Origin of the sequence: Mesorhizobium sp. L2C084A000, assembly GCF_000502875.1 — a bacterium.
GTDB lineage: Bacteria > Pseudomonadota > Alphaproteobacteria > Rhizobiales > Rhizobiaceae > Mesorhizobium.
The window spans coordinates 99,920-116,443 of the sequence record NZ_AYWX01000011.1; the positions used below are offsets into that span (position 1 = coordinate 99,920).

Annotated in this window: 14 protein-coding genes and 4 pseudogenes; 11 read left to right on the plus strand and 7 right to left on the minus strand. The window is 58.6% G+C overall.

The annotated features are described in order from the left end of the window. The first annotated feature begins 140 nt into the window (after nucleotides 1-140). The 4 genes from X735_RS144020 to X735_RS0134710 all read left to right on the plus strand — a co-directional run bounded on the left by X735_RS144020 (nucleotide 141) and on the right by X735_RS0134710 (nucleotide 4,890). Nucleotides 141-3,167 (plus strand): PAS domain-containing protein, encoded by a 3,027-nt coding sequence (locus X735_RS144020; RefSeq protein WP_023812711.1) that lies wholly within the window; start codon nucleotides 141-143, stop codon nucleotides 3,165-3,167. Between the two features lie 7 nt (nucleotides 3,168-3,174). Beyond that, entirely contained in the window at nucleotides 3,175-3,549 is a 375-nt protein-coding gene (locus X735_RS144015; RefSeq protein WP_023812712.1) for a response regulator, read from the plus strand. 90 nt (nucleotides 3,550-3,639) lie between these two features. Then, on the plus strand, nucleotides 3,640-4,257 hold the full coding sequence (locus X735_RS144010; protein WP_023812713.1) for a response regulator: 618 nt from the start codon (nucleotides 3,640-3,642) through the stop codon (nucleotides 4,255-4,257). Between the two features lie 381 nt (nucleotides 4,258-4,638). Further along, complete coding sequence (locus X735_RS0134710) at nucleotides 4,639-4,890, plus strand: cupin domain-containing protein (RefSeq protein ID WP_245273262.1); 252 nt, start codon at nucleotides 4,639-4,641, stop codon at nucleotides 4,888-4,890. An 840-nt stretch (nucleotides 4,891-5,730) separates the two neighbouring features. Here the strand turns inward: X735_RS0134710 and X735_RS1000000169355 are convergent. Then, nucleotides 5,731-6,054, minus strand: coding sequence for a hypothetical protein (locus X735_RS1000000169355; protein WP_196815341.1), 324 nt, complete (start codon nucleotides 6,052-6,054; stop codon nucleotides 5,731-5,733). Between the two features lie 338 nt (nucleotides 6,055-6,392). Between X735_RS1000000169355 and X735_RS1000000169935 the strand changes: the two are divergent. The 6 genes and pseudogenes from X735_RS1000000169935 to X735_RS143985 all read left to right on the plus strand — a co-directional run bounded on the left by X735_RS1000000169935 (nucleotide 6,393) and on the right by X735_RS143985 (nucleotide 12,244). After that, nucleotides 6,393-6,895, plus strand: a pseudogene (locus X735_RS1000000169935) (hypothetical protein). 542 nt (nucleotides 6,896-7,437) lie between these two features. Then, entirely contained in the window at nucleotides 7,438-7,704 is a 267-nt protein-coding gene (locus X735_RS1000000168880; protein WP_155930593.1) for a hypothetical protein, read from the plus strand. Further along, complete coding sequence (locus X735_RS144000; protein ID WP_023812718.1) at nucleotides 7,704-8,636, plus strand: LysR family transcriptional regulator; 933 nt, start codon at nucleotides 7,704-7,706, stop codon at nucleotides 8,634-8,636. Before X735_RS1000000168880 ends, X735_RS144000 begins: the two co-directional genes overlap by 1 nt. A 600-nt stretch (nucleotides 8,637-9,236) precedes the next feature. Continuing rightward, a complete protein-coding gene (locus X735_RS143995; protein WP_023812719.1) occupies nucleotides 9,237-10,523 on the plus strand; it encodes an epoxide hydrolase family protein in 1,287 nt (428 codons plus the stop codon). 51 nt (nucleotides 10,524-10,574) lie between these two features. After that, nucleotides 10,575-11,603: a D-cysteine desulfhydrase family protein gene (locus tag X735_RS143990; protein ID WP_023812720.1), complete on the plus strand. Its 1,029-nt coding sequence runs from the start codon at nucleotides 10,575-10,577 to the stop codon at nucleotides 11,601-11,603. 47 nt (nucleotides 11,604-11,650) lie between these two features. Further along, complete coding sequence (locus X735_RS143985) at nucleotides 11,651-12,244, plus strand: NAD(P)H-dependent oxidoreductase (protein WP_023812721.1); 594 nt, start codon at nucleotides 11,651-11,653, stop codon at nucleotides 12,242-12,244. A gap of 77 nt (nucleotides 12,245-12,321) precedes the next feature. On the opposite strand, the pseudogene X735_RS1000000168885 reads toward X735_RS143985, so the two are convergent. The 6 genes and pseudogenes from X735_RS1000000168885 to X735_RS1000000168890 all read right to left on the minus strand — a co-directional run. Then, nucleotides 12,322-12,444 (minus strand): annotated as a pseudogene (locus X735_RS1000000168885) (IS481 family transposase); the annotation flags it as partial. 565 nt (nucleotides 12,445-13,009) lie between these two features. After that, nucleotides 13,010-13,645, minus strand: a complete 636-nt coding sequence (locus X735_RS143975; RefSeq protein ID WP_023812723.1) for an isochorismatase family cysteine hydrolase — start codon at nucleotides 13,643-13,645, stop codon at nucleotides 13,010-13,012. 19 nt (nucleotides 13,646-13,664) lie between these two features. Further along, nucleotides 13,665-14,213, minus strand: coding sequence for a hypothetical protein (locus tag X735_RS143970; RefSeq protein ID WP_023812724.1), 549 nt, complete (start codon nucleotides 14,211-14,213; stop codon nucleotides 13,665-13,667). A gap of 140 nt (nucleotides 14,214-14,353) precedes the next feature. Continuing rightward, nucleotides 14,354-15,343: an enoyl-CoA hydratase/isomerase family protein gene (locus X735_RS143965; RefSeq protein ID WP_023812725.1), complete on the minus strand. Its 990-nt coding sequence runs from the start codon at nucleotides 15,341-15,343 to the stop codon at nucleotides 14,354-14,356. A gap of 36 nt (nucleotides 15,344-15,379) precedes the next feature. Beyond that, nucleotides 15,380-15,850: a RidA family protein gene (locus tag X735_RS143960; RefSeq protein ID WP_023812726.1), complete on the minus strand. Its 471-nt coding sequence runs from the start codon at nucleotides 15,848-15,850 to the stop codon at nucleotides 15,380-15,382. Next, nucleotides 15,844-15,933, minus strand: a pseudogene (locus X735_RS1000000168890) (3-oxoacyl-ACP reductase); the annotation flags it as partial. The pseudogene X735_RS1000000168890 and the gene X735_RS143960, both read right to left, overlap by 7 nt. A 359-nt stretch (nucleotides 15,934-16,292) precedes the next feature. Between X735_RS1000000168890 and X735_RS1000000170420 the strand changes: the two are divergent. Next, nucleotides 16,293-16,515: pseudogene (locus X735_RS1000000170420) on the plus strand (nitronate monooxygenase); the annotation flags it as partial. Nucleotides 16,516-16,524: the final 9 nt, after the last annotated feature.

Sequence of the window (16,524 nt, forward strand, 5' to 3'; positions counted from 1 at the left end):
CACCAACGTATTGGCGATACCTTTGTATTGCCTGCGTCTGGCGGCCCGAGTCCCGTGGCAAAACCAACACCAAGGCATAATGGACGTCAGAGCCCGCCTAGCGCAGAATCGGACCGCGCGACTTTCGCGAAGGAACGGCAATGAAGATGGACCTAGGCCGCGTTCTGTATGCACTGCCCGGACTGGTCTGGACTGCATTGCGAGACGGCCGTATCGATTTCGTCAACCGACAATGGGCCGAATACACTGGTCTCGGCCTCGATGAGGCTCACGGCAGCGAATGGAAGTCGATCGTTCACCCCGACGATCTGCCCACGCTTATCGAATGGTGGCAATCGATGTCTGAGACGGCAGACCTGACCGAACTGGAGGTTCGCCTGCGCCGCTTCGACGGTGTCCACCGCAGGTTCCTCGTTAGGTGCAGTCGGCTATTTGATGATCAGGGGCAAGTCGAACGATGGTGCGGCCTTGGTACGGAGTTGGAGACACTGCAGCCTCTAGCAGAAGGCCCCTTGGAGCAGGCGACTACTTTTCAGCACATCGTGGACAGCATCCCGATCCCAGTCGCTGTAACGTCGCCGACAGGCGCTGTCGAATGGCTGAACCAGCCAACCCTCGACTATTTCGGGAAGACTTTGGAAGATTTAAAGGGCTGGAAAGCGTCCGGCGTGGTGCATCCAGACGATCTAGAGAGAACGATCGCCGCGCAGACCGATGCTCACCTCCAGGGAAATAGCTACGATGTTGAGAGCCGCCACCTACGCGCCGACGGTGTCTATCGGTGGCACAACGTCCTAGGATTGCCGTTACGAAATGCTCGCGGGGATATCCTGCGCTGGTTTCATCTGCTCATCGACATCGACGACCGAAAGCGGGCCGAGGAGTCACTGAGGAAAAGCGAAAACAACCTGCAGACTATTATCGATACGATACCCGCCCTTGTATGGTCTGCGAAGACTGACGGGACGGCCGAATTTTTCAACCGACACTACCTGGAGTACGTCGGTCTCGGCCTTGAGAAGGTCCGAGACAGTGGATGGATAGCAGCTGTCCATCCGAATGACGTGGAGGCTTTGAGATCTGCCTGGGCCGCGACTATGGCTGCCGCTCGACGCGGTGAATGCGAAGCGCGGCTACAGCGCTTCGACGGGTCCTACAGATGGTTTCTGTGCCGCATGGAGCCGTTGTTCGACGAATCGGGAAACATTGTTAAATGGTACGGGGTCAACACTGACATCGAGGCCCAAAAGCGTGCGGAGGCGGCATCGCGAGCGAATGAAGTCGATGTTCGCAACATAATAGATTCGATCCCAGCCCTTGCATGGTCAGCCCAACCAGACGGTTGGGTGGATTTTGTGAATCAACATTCCCTGAACTTCACGGGCCTGCCCCTGGAAGAGCTTCTCGGCTGGCGCTGGGTGGCCGCCGTCCATCCAGACGACATCGAAGGACTGGCCAAGGTATGGCGAGAAGGCATCGATGCAGGGCTTCCTCAGGAAGCGGAGGGCCGCCTACGCCGCCATGACGGAACGTATCGATGGTTTCTGTTTCGGTCCAGTTCTGTTCGCGACAAGAATTGGAACGTGGTCAAATTCTACGGTTTCATAACCGATATCGAGGACCGGAAGGGCATTGAGCAGGCTCTTGCCGCAAGCGAGGTGGAAGCGCGCCTCGCCGTGGATAGCATCGACGGTATGATCTGCCTCTTTACACCGGAGGGCGTACTAAACGGCGGCAACAGGAGACTTCTAGAGTACTTCAAACTGCCCCTCGAAGAAGTAATGAAATGGGCGACAAACGGGATCACCCATCCCGACGACCTACAGCATTGTAGCGAGAGTTTCATGGCATCTGTCGCTTCGGGAGAACCGTACGACTTCGAAACCCGCTTTCGTCGTTTCGACGGCGTCTTTCGCTGGTTTCAGATACGCGGACTCCCGCTCTTCAATTCCCAGGGAGAGATCATTCGCTGGTACGGCCTCCTCACCGACATCGACGATCGGAAACATGCGGAGGAGAAGTTAAAGCACAGCCAAATGCTATTAGCCGAAGGCCAGCGAATGAGCCTCTCAGGTACTTTTTCATGGCTGCTCGAGTCGGACGAATTGACATTCTCCGAAGAACTTCACCGTATCTTCGGATTTGATGCGGGCGCGCGGGTTACATTCGAGGCTATTCAAAGCCGTGTTCATCGAGAAGATCTCCCGCTACTTGCCGGAAAAATGGCGGAGGTGCGCTCCGGCGGCGACAATCCGGAGTACGAAATCAGACTATGTATGCCTGACGGCACCATCAAATATCTCAAGGTGATTGGTCGCTTGATTAAGAACGGTCGATCGGAATGTATCGGAGCTGTACAAGACGTTACACCTAAGCGGCTGGCTGAACAGGCCCGCGACGAGCTGCGGTCAGAACTTGCCCATGTCACCAGGGTTACAAGCCTTGGCGCAATGGCGGCTTCCATCGCGCATGAGGTCAACCAGCCGCTTTCAGGCATCGTCACGAACGCCAGCACGTCGCTCAGGATGCTGGCAGCAAATCCCCCCAACCTCGAGGGTGCCCGGGAAACCGCGCGTCGCACCATCCGCGACGGTAATCGTGCGGCAGATGTGATCACGCGTTTGCGCGCCTTATTCGACAGGCGTGTGCCCCAAGTCGAGCAGGTCGACCTCAACGAAGCGGCGCGTGAGGTTGTCGCCCTTTGTTGGAACGATCTGCAGCGAGTCCGGGCAAGTCTGAGGACCGAATTGGCGGAAGGGCTTCCGCTCGTTTCAGGCGACCGTGTCCAACTCCAACAAGTGGTCATGAACCTGCTGCGCAATTCGGCTGACGCATTAGCAGGTATCGACAACGCGCCACGATACATCGTCCTGACGACCACAGTTGGAGAAGAGGGCGCTGTTCGCCTTTCGGTATCCGACTCTGGCATCGGATTGCGCGACGTCGATCCGGATAGAGTATTCGATGCGTTCTACTCTACTAAGGGCGACGGCATGGGCATCGGACTGTCAGTGAGCCGGGCGATAATCGAGAGCCACGGCGGGAAGCTCTGGGCTGAAGCAACCGGAGGACCGGGCGCGATCTTCACACTTTCCATCCCGACGATGATCGGCGATCTATCGATCCCGTTCGATGCCGCACGGCCAACAAGCAAGGCATTACGGTGAGGTCTTGATGAACATAAATAGTCCCCTCGTGTCGATCGTCGACGACGACGACTCCGTACGCGAGTCCTTGCCTGACCTTCTGAGGGAGTTGGGCTATGGTGTCGAGGCGTTCTCGTCGGCCGAAAGCTTTCTAGCGTCAGGTAGCGAGATCCGGACGAATTGCTTGATACTGGATGTTGCAATGCCGGGCATGACTGGACCCGAGTTGCTGCGCAATTTGTACAACAAGGGTGAAAAGATACCAGCTATTTTCATCACCGCACATCGCGATGAAAACGTCAGGCGGCGACTAATGACCGATGGCGCCGTAGCCTGCCTTTACAAGCCGTTCAGCGACGCTGCGTTGCAAATGGCCCTAGCAAAGGCAATTCCATCCGTCTGAGCAATTCGATCGAGTATGAGATTTGTTGACTGGAGCTGCGCAATGCTTAGGGATTTAGGTTACACACCGAACCATATCGGATCACCAGCCATGCCGAATGAGACGCCTGTGGTGTTCGTCGTCGACGACGACATTTCAATCCGCGAATCCCTCGAACTGCTCATTGGATCCGCCGGCTGGCAGCCGGGGATATTCGAATCTGCCACGGAGTTTCTTGCTCAACCCCGGATGGCAGTGCCAAATTGTCTTATCCTTGACGTCAATCTTCCCGAGTTGAATGGGCTTGATCTGCAGCAACTCATCGCTGCCGAGCGTACCGAGACCCCCATAATCTTTGTAACCGGCTACGGCGACATACCCACCAGCGTCAAGGCGATAAAGGCTGGTGCCGCCGAATTCCTGACAAAGCCGTTCCGTGAGGATGTAATGCTGTCGGCCATTGAGCACGCCCTCAACCGCAGTAGGGCCGCGCTCTCATCGCAATCTGATCTGGAGGTGCTCAGGCAAAGATACGCTTCGCTCAGTCGGCGTGAACAGCAGGTTCTGTCGTTTGTCGTATCCGGTCTGATGAACAAACAGATCGCTTTTGAACTCGGCATCAGCGAGATTACAGTCAAGGCGCATCGGGGGCAGATGACGCGTAAGATGCACGCCAAGTCGCTGCCGGATCTCGTCACCATGGCCGCTACACTTGGTATCAACCATTGACCATGCATGCCGGGACCGATCCAATTGTATTGATGACACCTTGGGACAATAGGTCAAGAGTTCGCCTCTGCGCTACCCTGATCGCGGCATCGCAGCAGTAGTGGGTTAGGAAGTCCGCGCCCCTGATTTCCATGCGACTTCAGCATTCCCATCCGACCACATCGAGTGAGGTTTTCCATGTCCATAGCATCTAATGTCCCGCCAGGGTCGCCTCGTCCCTATCAGCCTGGCCAAGAGCACTTCTTGGCCATCCGACCAGAGGAAATCGTTTGGGAATCATTCCCCGGATACCCGAACGCCGCCCGCGTAGCGACCCTGGTGGGAGACCCTACCCGGTCAGGGCCCTACGCCGTCCGAGTCAGGTTGTCTGCGGGGACTCGGATGGCGCCGCACCGCCATCCTGAAGACCGTCTCTACACCGTGATTTCCGGCGTCTTCTATATAGGCCGCGGGGAAGTCTTCGATGAGGATAAGCTGGAGGCTTTTGCGCCGGGAACCTTGATCTTCCTTCCGGGTGGCCAACCACATTTCCATTGGGCCAAATCGGGAGACTATGTGACACAGGTAATTGCGATCGGCCCATTGGGGCTGGATTATGTGGATCTGAAAGACGACCCTCGCACGGAACAATGAACCGAGCCCCGCGCCCCTTGTGATCAACTAGTCAAAAGACTGCGAAGGCCTGGTCGAACGCGCCCAGGCTCCAACGACCCCATGCGCAAGATCAAGGTCGACCGTGACAGAAGATTTTGTGCCTACGTCGTCCAAGGATGGATATCGAAATAAGGCCGAGGCTGACAAAAGGATGTTCAAGTTTCCGAGGACATCCGCGGCCCGAGACTTCTCGCACGCGTTGCCGAGGGGCTCTCGGCGAAGCGTCGGCGGTAGGGCTGAGCAAATCGCCCGAGTTCGAAAAAACCCAGACCTGTCGCAATCGACGTGACGGTTGCCTCGTGCGTGGCAACGAGCAGCTGTTGCCGAGCTTCATCAAGGCGTCGATTGATAATGAATTCCTGCGGCGGACATCCATGGACACGATTGAAGCTCAACTGCAGGGAACGAACCCCCACGCCTGTAGCCGATGAGACTTCGTCCACTCCGATTACTTCGCTCAAATTCGCGTTGATCCAATCTTCGGCACGTCGGACCTGTGCGAGACTGAGGTCCTGCACTAGCTCCGATTCAGACGGGGAAGCCTCAGATAGGCACTCGACGATCAAGCTCAAGAGAAGACGTTGCGCAAATAGGCGGGGTTTGCCTGGCGTAGCCACCGGTGAACCCACGCGATCCGCCTCGGAGGCAATCCATCTTGCCGTAGATTGCAGCGTCGCTAGTCGTGGGCTTTCCGGCAATAAGCCTACCCATTCTCGGAAAGGCGCCAGCTTTCGGAACCGTTGGCGCATCGCCTTCCTGATGCCGGCCCCGTCAACTGTCATAAGGAGGAGTCCGAACGGGTTGATGCCGAGACGCAAGTCAGTGTCTGGCGCATGCATCACGCGGGTTGCGTGAATGGGATTCAAATGCCTTGCCGTCAACGGTGTAATTGATCGATCCATACTCGTGGAAGAATAGGCGAAAATGGTCGGATAACGGTCCCTGGGCCGTAAGATCCACGGCGCAATCATGCTCGACGTCAGAGAACCCGATTTTTTCCATGTCAAACTGGTTCCACCGGATGCCATATCGGCGACGATCGGTCTTTATACTTCGATTGCGCTCCCAAACCTGGCCAGCAAAGCTCGCGCCCTCCTCGAGATCACCGCTTGAGAACACATGATGGGAGGACAAGAATTCCATGAGCAAGCTCCAGAGCAAACCGCAGGTCAAACCTATGCCTGCATGCTATGTTGAATACGTGATTTCATCAACGTGAGATGACGTGAGATCATCCACTCCGCGCCTGCACGCGGATAAACGCCGACTGCCTGGGAGTCGGCTATGCAGAAACGAAACCCCTTGAGTTTCGCAAAGTGCATAGCGACAACGCCTGTTACTTGCTCTCTTCCGTATGGCTTCACGTGGAGAGAGAGCATGTCTTCGTTTCCGGCTATCGGACCTGTTCACACATCTATTGCCTCCCGCTCACCGGGGACGAGGCTGGACCATCGGGAGCTAACGATCAAAGTTTCACGGCGATGGTCAACGCGCCTATCCAGGCAATTGATATTCCTAACCTGGTGCTTTTCCCTTCCCGAAGACGAGTATCGCGCATGCTCGCCCGACCACATCGCCGCCGTGCTTCACGACAGCTTTAGATGGCCGGCGAATGTCAATTCATGTCGCAGCTGCCGGGAAAACCCTTCTTGTCCACCACTATGTTGAGACAGTTCACCGCAGCGATCGTCTCATATTGAAGTCCGTCTCCGAAATGTTCACGCCTTCGGGCCGTACTACGATCGACACCGAGTGGGACCTCAGCGTCAATGCAGTCGACAACCGCCGATGCGCGTTTACAAACCGCCTGCGTTCCCGCGCAACAGACGACTTCCTCTCTTATCTCGGGCGCGAAGGTATTTCGTTCGATCAGATACGGTCACAACAGCAACTTTGGTGTACGACTCATAATACTGCACGAACACCTTCACTCGCGGCAAGCATCGAGCGCGTCGCTCTGATCAATGGCATTCTAAACAGATGACTCCAATGCCGGTGAATATGGCCTTCTGCCGCTCACTGCGGCGCGGGATGGGAATGAGAGACGTCTGGGCCATAAGCGCAGGTTTGAGCTTAGGCAACCATGCATCTCACTTCGCGCAACGCGGCGGGTACCTGGTCGATTCGCTGCCCGGCCGAACACTGCCTCGTGCACGACATAGGCCACGGGGCATTCCCGAAAGCAACGTCGCGGATGCCAGTTCAGCCTGGAGTTAGATGTCGCGAAGCTTGGAACGATCCGGAAATACTAGCTCGACGCTGCAATGCGTTACCTCGGCCAAGCCGCGCCATGACTCGGGAGGCCGTGACGAATGGAGGCGGGTGTAGGTCGCGGCGAGGAGAGCACCGTCCTCCGCCTGTCGGAAGATTCTCGCTTCGCGGGTCAAATGCACGGTAACGAATTGCATGATCTGGTTCTCGCGACATACGTCGGATTGGACCGGCACTCGCGATAGATCGCAGAACCGGACATGAATTTCCGGGATGCCAGTTGCTCGCTTAAGCTAACGATCACGGCAATAAACCATGTTTCTTGTTCCGATGGGCTACGAGGGCGTCGATACTCCCAACAGCTATCGTCGTCGAAAAAATGGCGGGCGGTTATTTCCCGCCCGCGAAGACCTCGTCAAGCGGCCTTGGATGGACCTTGAGACTTTCGGGACCTCGCATCCACGGCTTTTGCGAGCAATGCACCAAGGTGTCCGCTATGCCTTTGAAGAGAATTGGGCGTATTTCGTCGAGACGAACGGCTTGGGCTGCCGTACGTTTGCACAAGCAGAGGGACTGCCCTGATGGATCGTATCGACGCAATGAAGGTCTTCGTCACGGCCGTCGAGGAAGGAAGCCTCGCGGCAGCGGCCCGCAGACTGAAGCGATCCCCAACTGCAATCAGTCGCGCACTGGGACTGCTGGAGCGACATGTCGGCGTGGAACTTCTTCATCGTACGACGCGTAGCCTGAAACTAAGCGAGGCTGGTCAGCGCTACGTCGAAGCATGCCGGAGGGTGCTGGTCGACCTTGAGGAGGCGGACCTGGTAGCGGGTTCGGAACGATCCTCTCCTCGGGGAACGTTGACCATCTCCGCACCTCCCATATTGGGGGAGGAAGTGCTGCGGCCCATTCTTGACAGCTTTCTGCGCGAGAATCCGAGCGTCTCGGTTCGGCTTCTGATGCTTGATCGGCTCGTAAATTTGGTCGACGAAGGCGTGGACGCGGCGCTTCGGATCGGCAACCTCACAGACTCAACACACATCGCCACGCGCATCGGAGGCGATGTCCGGCGCGTGGTTGTAGCCGCCCCGAAATACCTCGAAAGCCACCCCGACATCAACGAGCTTCCCGATCTGGCCAAACACGACCTCATCGCCTTCTCGAATTTCGGTCTCGAATCCTGGAGCTTCGCACCGCCCCAGGATTCGTCCATCCCGAGAACCGTGCACTTCGCTCCTCGGTATCTCGTCAACAGCGTTAGGGCGGCCGCCGCGTCGGCTGCGGAGGGAATGGGTGTGACACGGCTTTATTCCTATCACGTCGCTGAGTACGTCCGCGACGGCCGCCTCAAGATCATTCTTCCGCACGCCGAGCCGCCGGCTCTGCCCGTTCATATATTGACCCCTCAAGGCCGTGCAGCCGTTCCGAAAGTCCGAACGTTCATTGACTTCGCTGTTCCGCGTCTTCGATCAGAAATTGGACGCATCGCGGCGGAATCCGGTAGCCTTGGGTGATTTGAGTTGCGGCGGGCGTCTTTAGGCAAGTGACAATTCTGAAGAACAGCGGACGCGTGTAACTCCCTAACCAACATGGCGAGCTTGATGTCAGCTTAGCGCCTGACGTGAATGGCGGACACAAGCGCTGTCGCAGGTAGCCAGCGGGGAACACGCGGTCCGATCGGATCGACCCTTTCACGCGCCGCACAGGCGGGGAGGGCGCCTGCGGCGCAGCCCTTCGGAGACGCCGAAACCGTCCTTTCCGGAGACGTCGGCATCGAGGCCGCCAGCGCAAGCCCGTGTAGAAGGAATTGGCGCGATCGACGTCGGACAATGCGAATGACGGCGTTGAACTTCATGTCGATGTGGTCGGCGTGCACGGACGTCGGTGAGCTTGGTTCTGGGACCATTCCGTCGCACGGGGCAGTTACACCAGATCCGAGAACGATCTGCGATTGCCAAGGTCAGCGTCCATTGTTCGAAGGTGTCGACCCGCCGCTCACCCCGACAACCGGTGCTTAGGTATCGGCGATACCTAGGCACAATATCTTCGGCAGCCCTGCTGCCAGACGATCCTTGGACCACATCACAACCACTTCGATCCAGATGGAGGACGTCATGTCAGCAGAAGTCGAGACCAAGACCGTACTGTCGCCGACGAGGCGCGAAGTACTCGCCGCGACAGCCGCAACCGCCGCCCTCAGCGCTCTCCCGAGACCTGCCCGCGCGGCAGCGGGAGGCGACGCAGTGCGTCAGTTCAAGTGCGAGATTCCGCAGCAGGACGTCGACGAGCTCCGTCGCCGCGTTCGCGCCACCCGCTGGCCCGGCAAGGAGACGGTCTCCGATCGCACGCAAGGCGCTCAGCTTCAAAGGTTGAAGCCGCTCATCGAATACTGGGGGACAGATTACGACTGGCGCCAGTGCGAAAAGAAGCTGAACACGCATGCGCAGTTCATGACCAGGATCGACGGCCTGGACATCCACTTCATTCACGTCAAGTCCAGGCATGAGAAAGCGCTGCCGCTGATCATGACGCATGGCTGGCCGGGATCTGTCCTTGAACTTGTCAAGACGATCGGACCGCTCACCGATCCGACCGCGTACGGCGGTGCCGCCGAGGACGCCTTCGATGTGGTCATACCTTCTATGCCAGGATACGGCTTCTCCGAGGTTCCGACCGAGACTGGGTGGGGACCGGACCGCATCGCACGTGCCTGGCACGCGCTCATGAAGCGGTTGGGCTATGACCGCTATGTCTCGCAGGGCGGCGACTGGGGCGCAGTCGTTTCCGACAAGATGGCCGCCCAAGCGCCGGAAGGCCTGCTCGGCATCCACACTAACATGCCGGCCACGGTCCCTCCGGAGATCGCGAAGGCTCTTGCCGATGGCGAGCCCGCTCCCGACGGTCTCTCCGCAGACGAAAAAGTCGCATACGAGCAGATGAGCGCTCTTTACACGAAGGGAGCGGGTTACGCCCTGATGATGGTCACCCGGCCGCAAACCTTGGGCTATGCGTTGACGGATTCACCGGTCGGTCTTGCCGCCTGGTACTACGACAAGTTCGCAGACTGGACGTACAGCGGAGGTGATCCGGAGAAGTCGCTGACTAAAGACGAGATGCTGGACGACATCTCGCTCTATTGGTTCACCGGGACGGCAACCTCGGGCGCGCGTCTGTACTGGGAAAACAACGCCAACAACTTCAACGCTGTCGACATCAATATCCCCGCGGCAATCACCGTGTTTCCCGGCGAGATCTACCAAGCGCCCAAGAGTTGGGCCGACAAGGCCTACCACGACCTCATCTACTACAACAAAGTCGATAAGGGCGGCCATTTCGCCGCGTGGGAACAGCCTGAACTCTTCACATATGAACTACGTGCGGCGTTCAAAACCCTGCGTTGAAGCGTCGAACGCTGCTCTCACGAACCTTGATTACGAACTGCGAGGCGAGCAATGCCCGATAGCGATCTAGTGAACCGGTTTCCGCGCGTACGTCTCATGAATGGACCAACGCCGATCCAGCAGCTCAGTCATCTGGAGAAGGTTCTTGGCGAAAGACGCAAAGGCGTCTCGATCTGGGTGAAGCGTGACGATCTGATGGAACTCGGCGGGGGCGGTAATAAGCTCCGCAAGCTCGAGTTTCTCCTCGGGGAGGCGATGGCGGAAGGCTGCGATACCGTGGTCGTGACCGGCGGAATTCAGTCCAACTTCGCCCGATTAGCCGCCGCCGCCTGCGCCAGAACCGGTCTGGCATGCGAAGTCGTTCTGGCTCAAATGGTGCCCCGCGAGACCGAGATCTATCAGGCCAACGGCAACGTCGTATTGGACCGACTGTTCGGTGCGCACGTCCATATTCTGGAACTGGGAGACGATGCGGGCGGGTTCGCTTTGCGCCGGGCGGCGGAGATAGCGGCGTCTGGGGGGAAGGCTTTCGTGGGCACGCTCGGCGGTTCGACTCCGGTCGGGGCTCTGGGCTACGTCGGCTGCGCATTCGAAATCGAATCGCAGTCGACTGAAATCGGCACTCCGTTCGACCAGGTCGTCATCCCGAACGGCAGCGGCGGCATGCACGCAGGCCTTGTGGCGGGAGCAGCTATCTCGGGAAGAGATCCTTTCCAAATAAGGGCACATACCGTCCTGTCGCCAGCGGACGCATGCGTCGCCGCGACGGCCGGCAAAGTCAACGCTGTCTTTGAGCTTTTCGGGAGCAAAGCCCGTATTCAAGCGGAAGATCTGAACATAAACGGCACGCAGCTCGGTGGTGGCTACGGCATACCGACCTCCGAAATGGTTGGAGCGGTCAAGCTCGTCGGCCGCTCGGAAGGCTTGCTCCTTGATCCCGTTTACGGAGGCAAGGCCTTTGCGGGTCTGCTCTCCGATATTGAAACCGAAGTCATCGCCCCTGGATCGAACGTCCTGTTCATCATGACGGGAGGTTCCCCCGGGCTTTTTGCTTACGCAGACGCCCTGAACAGCAACTGATCCTCTTCAAGAGGTAATCATTTTCAACTCAAAAAATTAGGAATACTATGGCTATGAAACCAAAAATCGCCATCATCATCGGCTCCACGCGGCCTACTCGTTTCGCCGACAAGCCGGCGCAGTGGATCCTGGAGCAGGCGCGGGGCCGCAACGACATCGACGTTGAAGTGGTTGATCTGCGCGACCATCCCTTGCCGTTTTTCGACGAGGTGGCATCCAATGCCTATGCTCCCAGCCAGAACGCGGAAGCGGTCCGATGGCAGCAGACTGTGGGTCGCTACGACGGCTACATATTCGTCGTCGCGGAATACAACCGCTCCATCACCGGCGTACTGAAAAATGCCCTCGACCAGTCCTACACGGAATGGGCTCGCAAGCCGTTTACCGCGATCGCATACGGCACTGCAGGCGGTTCACGCGCGCTCGAACATCTGCGTGGGATCGGGGTCGAGCTGCAGATGGTCTCTACCCATGCGGCTGTTCATATCGGCGGCAGCGATTTCTTCACAGTCTCCTCAATGGGCGCCAACAAGCCGATCGAGGAGATCGAAGCCAACCTCCTGCCGTCGGCGAAGACTGCGCTCGACGAACTTGTCTGGTGGGCGGGGGCAACGATGGCCGCCAAGACTGCAGGCGCCTGACGTGGGATTCGGATGTCGCGGGGGCATGAGCCGCCCCCGCCATTGATATCGTCTTTCTTGGCGCGGGGACGGCCCGCCTAGCTGTGGAACCTCAACAGGTTGTCCAGGGTTAGATCGAGGCGACTGATGGGTAGTTTGGAATTTAGGCTGCCGTGTGGGCGATGCCAATTGTATCTGTGCAGCCAGAAAGGCAGTTCGGCGACGAGGGTCTGGCCAACCTCGAATCCGGCACCGACAAAAGCGCAAAAGTCCCCGATTGGAGCCGCAACCCCGCGACCGGCGCGGGCGGCGGCTTTGCCGACCAGCGCGGAGGTTTCGTGAAGGGCGGTGCAAGTCTTGAAGATGATCGGACAGCCGGCGGCGAGGGCAGACGCGGTTTTACCGCCGACGACCGAAGACGCCAGTGGAAACTTCGACGCTCGAACACCGCGATTTCCTGCAAACTGCCGTCGCGGACCCCTTTCGCGAAGAGGCGAAGCCGTCCCACGGACTAGCGCGCTCACTTTGATGCGTCCACGTGCAGCGCTTACAGAACGAGAACATCGCCCAGTGCAATAAGCCGACCTTCGACGGAACCGCACTTCGCCGGCGCGATTGCGGTAAATCGCAGCCACGCCGCGCAGGCCTCGACGCATGGCTTCCGAACCCAAGTAAGCATCGAAAAGGCATCCCAACACTCGACCCGCATAATACTTGTTCCGGGCAAAAAAAATCCGGCGTGCGCGTAGACGCCTGCCGGATTGTGGAGACGGCGCTACCGCGAGACTACGCCGCCTGCGTGAGGGCGATCGCCGCGATGGTTTCCTTAGTGTCGACAATCGCGCTGGCATAGCTTGGGAGATTGACCTCCAGTGCCGCATGCATCATCTCTGGCGAGTAGTCGGCAACCGCGTCCTTTACGACCGTAACGTCGTAGCCGAGCTCCGCGGCGTATCGTACCGTGGCCTCTATGCAGGTGTGAGCGACGAGCCCGATCACGATGACCCTCTGGATTCCATGCCGCTTCAGTTCCAGATCGAGGTCGGTGTTGGCAAAGCCACTCGAGCACCAGTGCTCGGAGGCGACGACCTCGCCAGCCATCGGCACGAATTCGGCGCGGAATTCACCGCCCCACGTTCCGAATTCGAAACTCTTGCGGTGCCAGGCCGCCCGCTGGATGGGCGCCACAAACTTCCAGTTCTCATAGTCGCCGGCACGATAGCGATGATGCATCGCGAAGAAGACCCGGAACTTGGCCTTGCGTGCGGCCGTCAACACCTCAAGCATGTGCGGAATGCAGTTATTCGCCTCCGCGACCTCCTGGATCCGAGGCCAGATCTTGCCGCCCTCGGAGATGAAATCGTTGTATGGGTCCACCACCACCAAGCCAGTGTTGCTCCGGTCGAACGACAGTTCTGTCATGGGATACCTCCTTCGGCGCTCAGGCTGCCTTCGTGGACGTGTTCTGAAGTGCAGCCCGCTCGATGCTTGCCGCAAACAGAGGTGTCTCCCCCTTATTGTGCGCGATCGACATCGGCTGCCGCTGAGAGCGGAAGATATCGAACGGAATCCCCTGGCTCCCGAGGTAGGCAATCATTTCGTCGGTCGCGTAGGATCTAACGCGATTCGTAAACTCGCAGCGGACGGCATCGACCTTCTTCACGCTCAGTTCCCAGGTGACGTGGATGGTCACTCGGCCGTTCGACGTGAAGACGTCGGAATCGGAGTCGAGGATCAGACGATTCTTTTCACCCAAGGTCTCGTGATAATGCTGGACCATCAGGCTCCCGCCGATAGTTTCGACGTTGATCGACATCCGGGTGCCGTCCGCCGCAGTCGTGAAACCTGCTGCGATGTGCGCGGGGGAGCATCCCTGGTATTCTTTTTCCGGAAGATTGAAGCACCACTTCGGAATGTCGATCTTCTCGATCGGAGCGTTGATAATCGCCGAGAAGCTTGAATCGACGATCTGGTTTTCGATGCTGTGCATGTGTCTCTCCATGGTTTAACGGGGTTTTTACGGGTTGCGATTATCGCGTTATCGCAAGGCGAAGTGCGACTTCGCGACTGGGTTTGGCAGTTCAAATTGGTGCCCGCGCGACCTGCCGTCACTGGCGGGCTCCGCCATAGCTATTTGTCGGCAAGAGACTGCGTGTAATGTCCCAGTCTTGCTTCGACGTCCGGGTCTTTCTGCAGGCCCATATCGATGAGACGGCCGATGTTCTTCTGCGCGACCGGGCGCTGGATCGATGTTATGAAGGCGTCCCATCCTGCCGCGATCTCGGGATCGCTCGGAAGGCTCGCGAAATCGACGAGGCGTTTGGTGTCAGCGATCGCTTGGCGGTCGAACCCGGAGATCCGGGTTGCCAGCCCGTCGACGAACGGATCGAGCTTGTCGTCATCGAAGGACCGATTGACGTAGCCGTACTCCTCGGCGAGATCGCCGTTGATGTCGTCGGATCCAAGAAGGACTTCGAGGGCGCGGCCACGCCCCATCAGTCTGGGAAGCCGTGCCATCGGGCCGCCACCAGGGACGAGGCCCGCGCCGACTTCCCATTGCGACAGAATCGCCTTCTGGCGGCTGGCGAACCGCATGTCGCTAGCCAGCGCAAGCTCGCTCCCGACCCCCGTCGCGCGGCCGCGGATCAGGGCGATGGAAACCACGGGCGCCTTGCTGATGCGGACCAGCATGTCGGGGAGTGGGTGCAGTCCGGTCGGTCCAGAGGGGAGGCCGGTGGATTCAGCAAGGGGTGGCGTAAAGTTATAATGGGTCAGAAAGAAGCCGGGCACCGCGCTATCGAACACGATGACGCGGAGATCGGGATCCTTCTCTATCTGAGAAACGACCTTTTCCATCTGCGGGATTGTTTCCGGCCCGAAAATGTTGAACGGCGGATTGTCGAAGGTGACGCGCCAATAGGCAGCCGTCCGCTTCTCAAGCTTGATCAGCGCCTTCTCCTGACCGGCCACGGCTCTGACGTCCAGAGATCGATAGATCTTCTCGGGCGCCTTCATCTCCCCCGCGAGGGCAAGCGCCGGAATCAGCAGCACGGCAGTAGCAGTGAGCAATTTTGACGACATGGCGATGGAGCTTGTCGTAGTAGGGGGTCTGATCTTCATGACTGCCTCCGTTTCGGGTTAGAGCAAGTTGCCTCGCTAAGATTCGATCTCGAAGACGAGTTCGATCTCCACGGGCATTCCAAGCGGTATGCTAGAAACGCCAAGCACGATCCGGGGCGGAAGCCGGGCGGCACCAAAAACCTCGAGCAACAGCTCTGAGGCGCCGTCGGCTACCTTTGGATGCTCGTGAAATTCCGCCGGGCAGGCGATGTAAACGCCCAGTTTGGCAACTGAACGAATCCTATCCAGCGATCCTATATGAGACCGCGCAGCAGCAAGACCGCTGAGGCACGCGGTTCGCGCGGCGTCATAGCCCTCGGCGACCGATAAGTCCTTGCCGACAAGACCAGTGTAACGGGGGACGTGGTCGACCACCGGAAGCATGCCACTCAAGAACAGCAGGGAGCCGGCCCGCGCTGACTGGACGTAAGCGCCGAACGGGGTGGGTGCCGCCGGTACGAGCAGATCGAGTTCCTTCAAACGCGCTTCCGCGCTCGCGACTACCATTTGACGTGATGTGCGCAGTTGTCGACGTGCAGCACCTCCCCGGAAATGCTTGACGATTTTGTCAGATAGACCACGCCATCGACGTCGCCTGTCTTCACCAGGCCTGCTCCGATCCCTTGTGACGTGCCGGTGCCGATCACAGTCTTATGCACGCTCATGCCTACCTCCGTTCTGGCGACGCGGGTACCCTCGGCCGCCAGGTGGCGGTCGGTCGCTCTGGTGTTGAGTGTTCGTTGGACGGCCACGAGCCGGGAGTGTTCCGACGGTCGTGCCGTCTTCCCCTCTGTCAAAAACCATCGCGCATTAAATCCAGACCCGATATTGTACCAAGGTGTCTCCGATACCTTGGGATCGGAAGTTTCGTCAGCACACCAAGGTCTAGTGGACGTGCAGGGGGTCCGGAGCTATCAGCGTGGAACGTCACGCTCGGTAGGGAGTCCCCATGACCCGCTGGCCGGATCGCCTATTTCTCGACCTGTTCGGAAGTCGAGCTTTCCATCATCCAGGCGCCGATGGCTGGCGCAACGACGGTCGACATGGTCGTCGCCGCTGACAAGGCCGGCGCTCTCGGTTCCCTTCCAAGCCCACAGGTAAACGTTGAGGGACTTCGGCAGGCCTTGACCGAAATTAGGACGGCGACAACGGCTGCGGTCAACGTCAACTTCAGCCGAAGG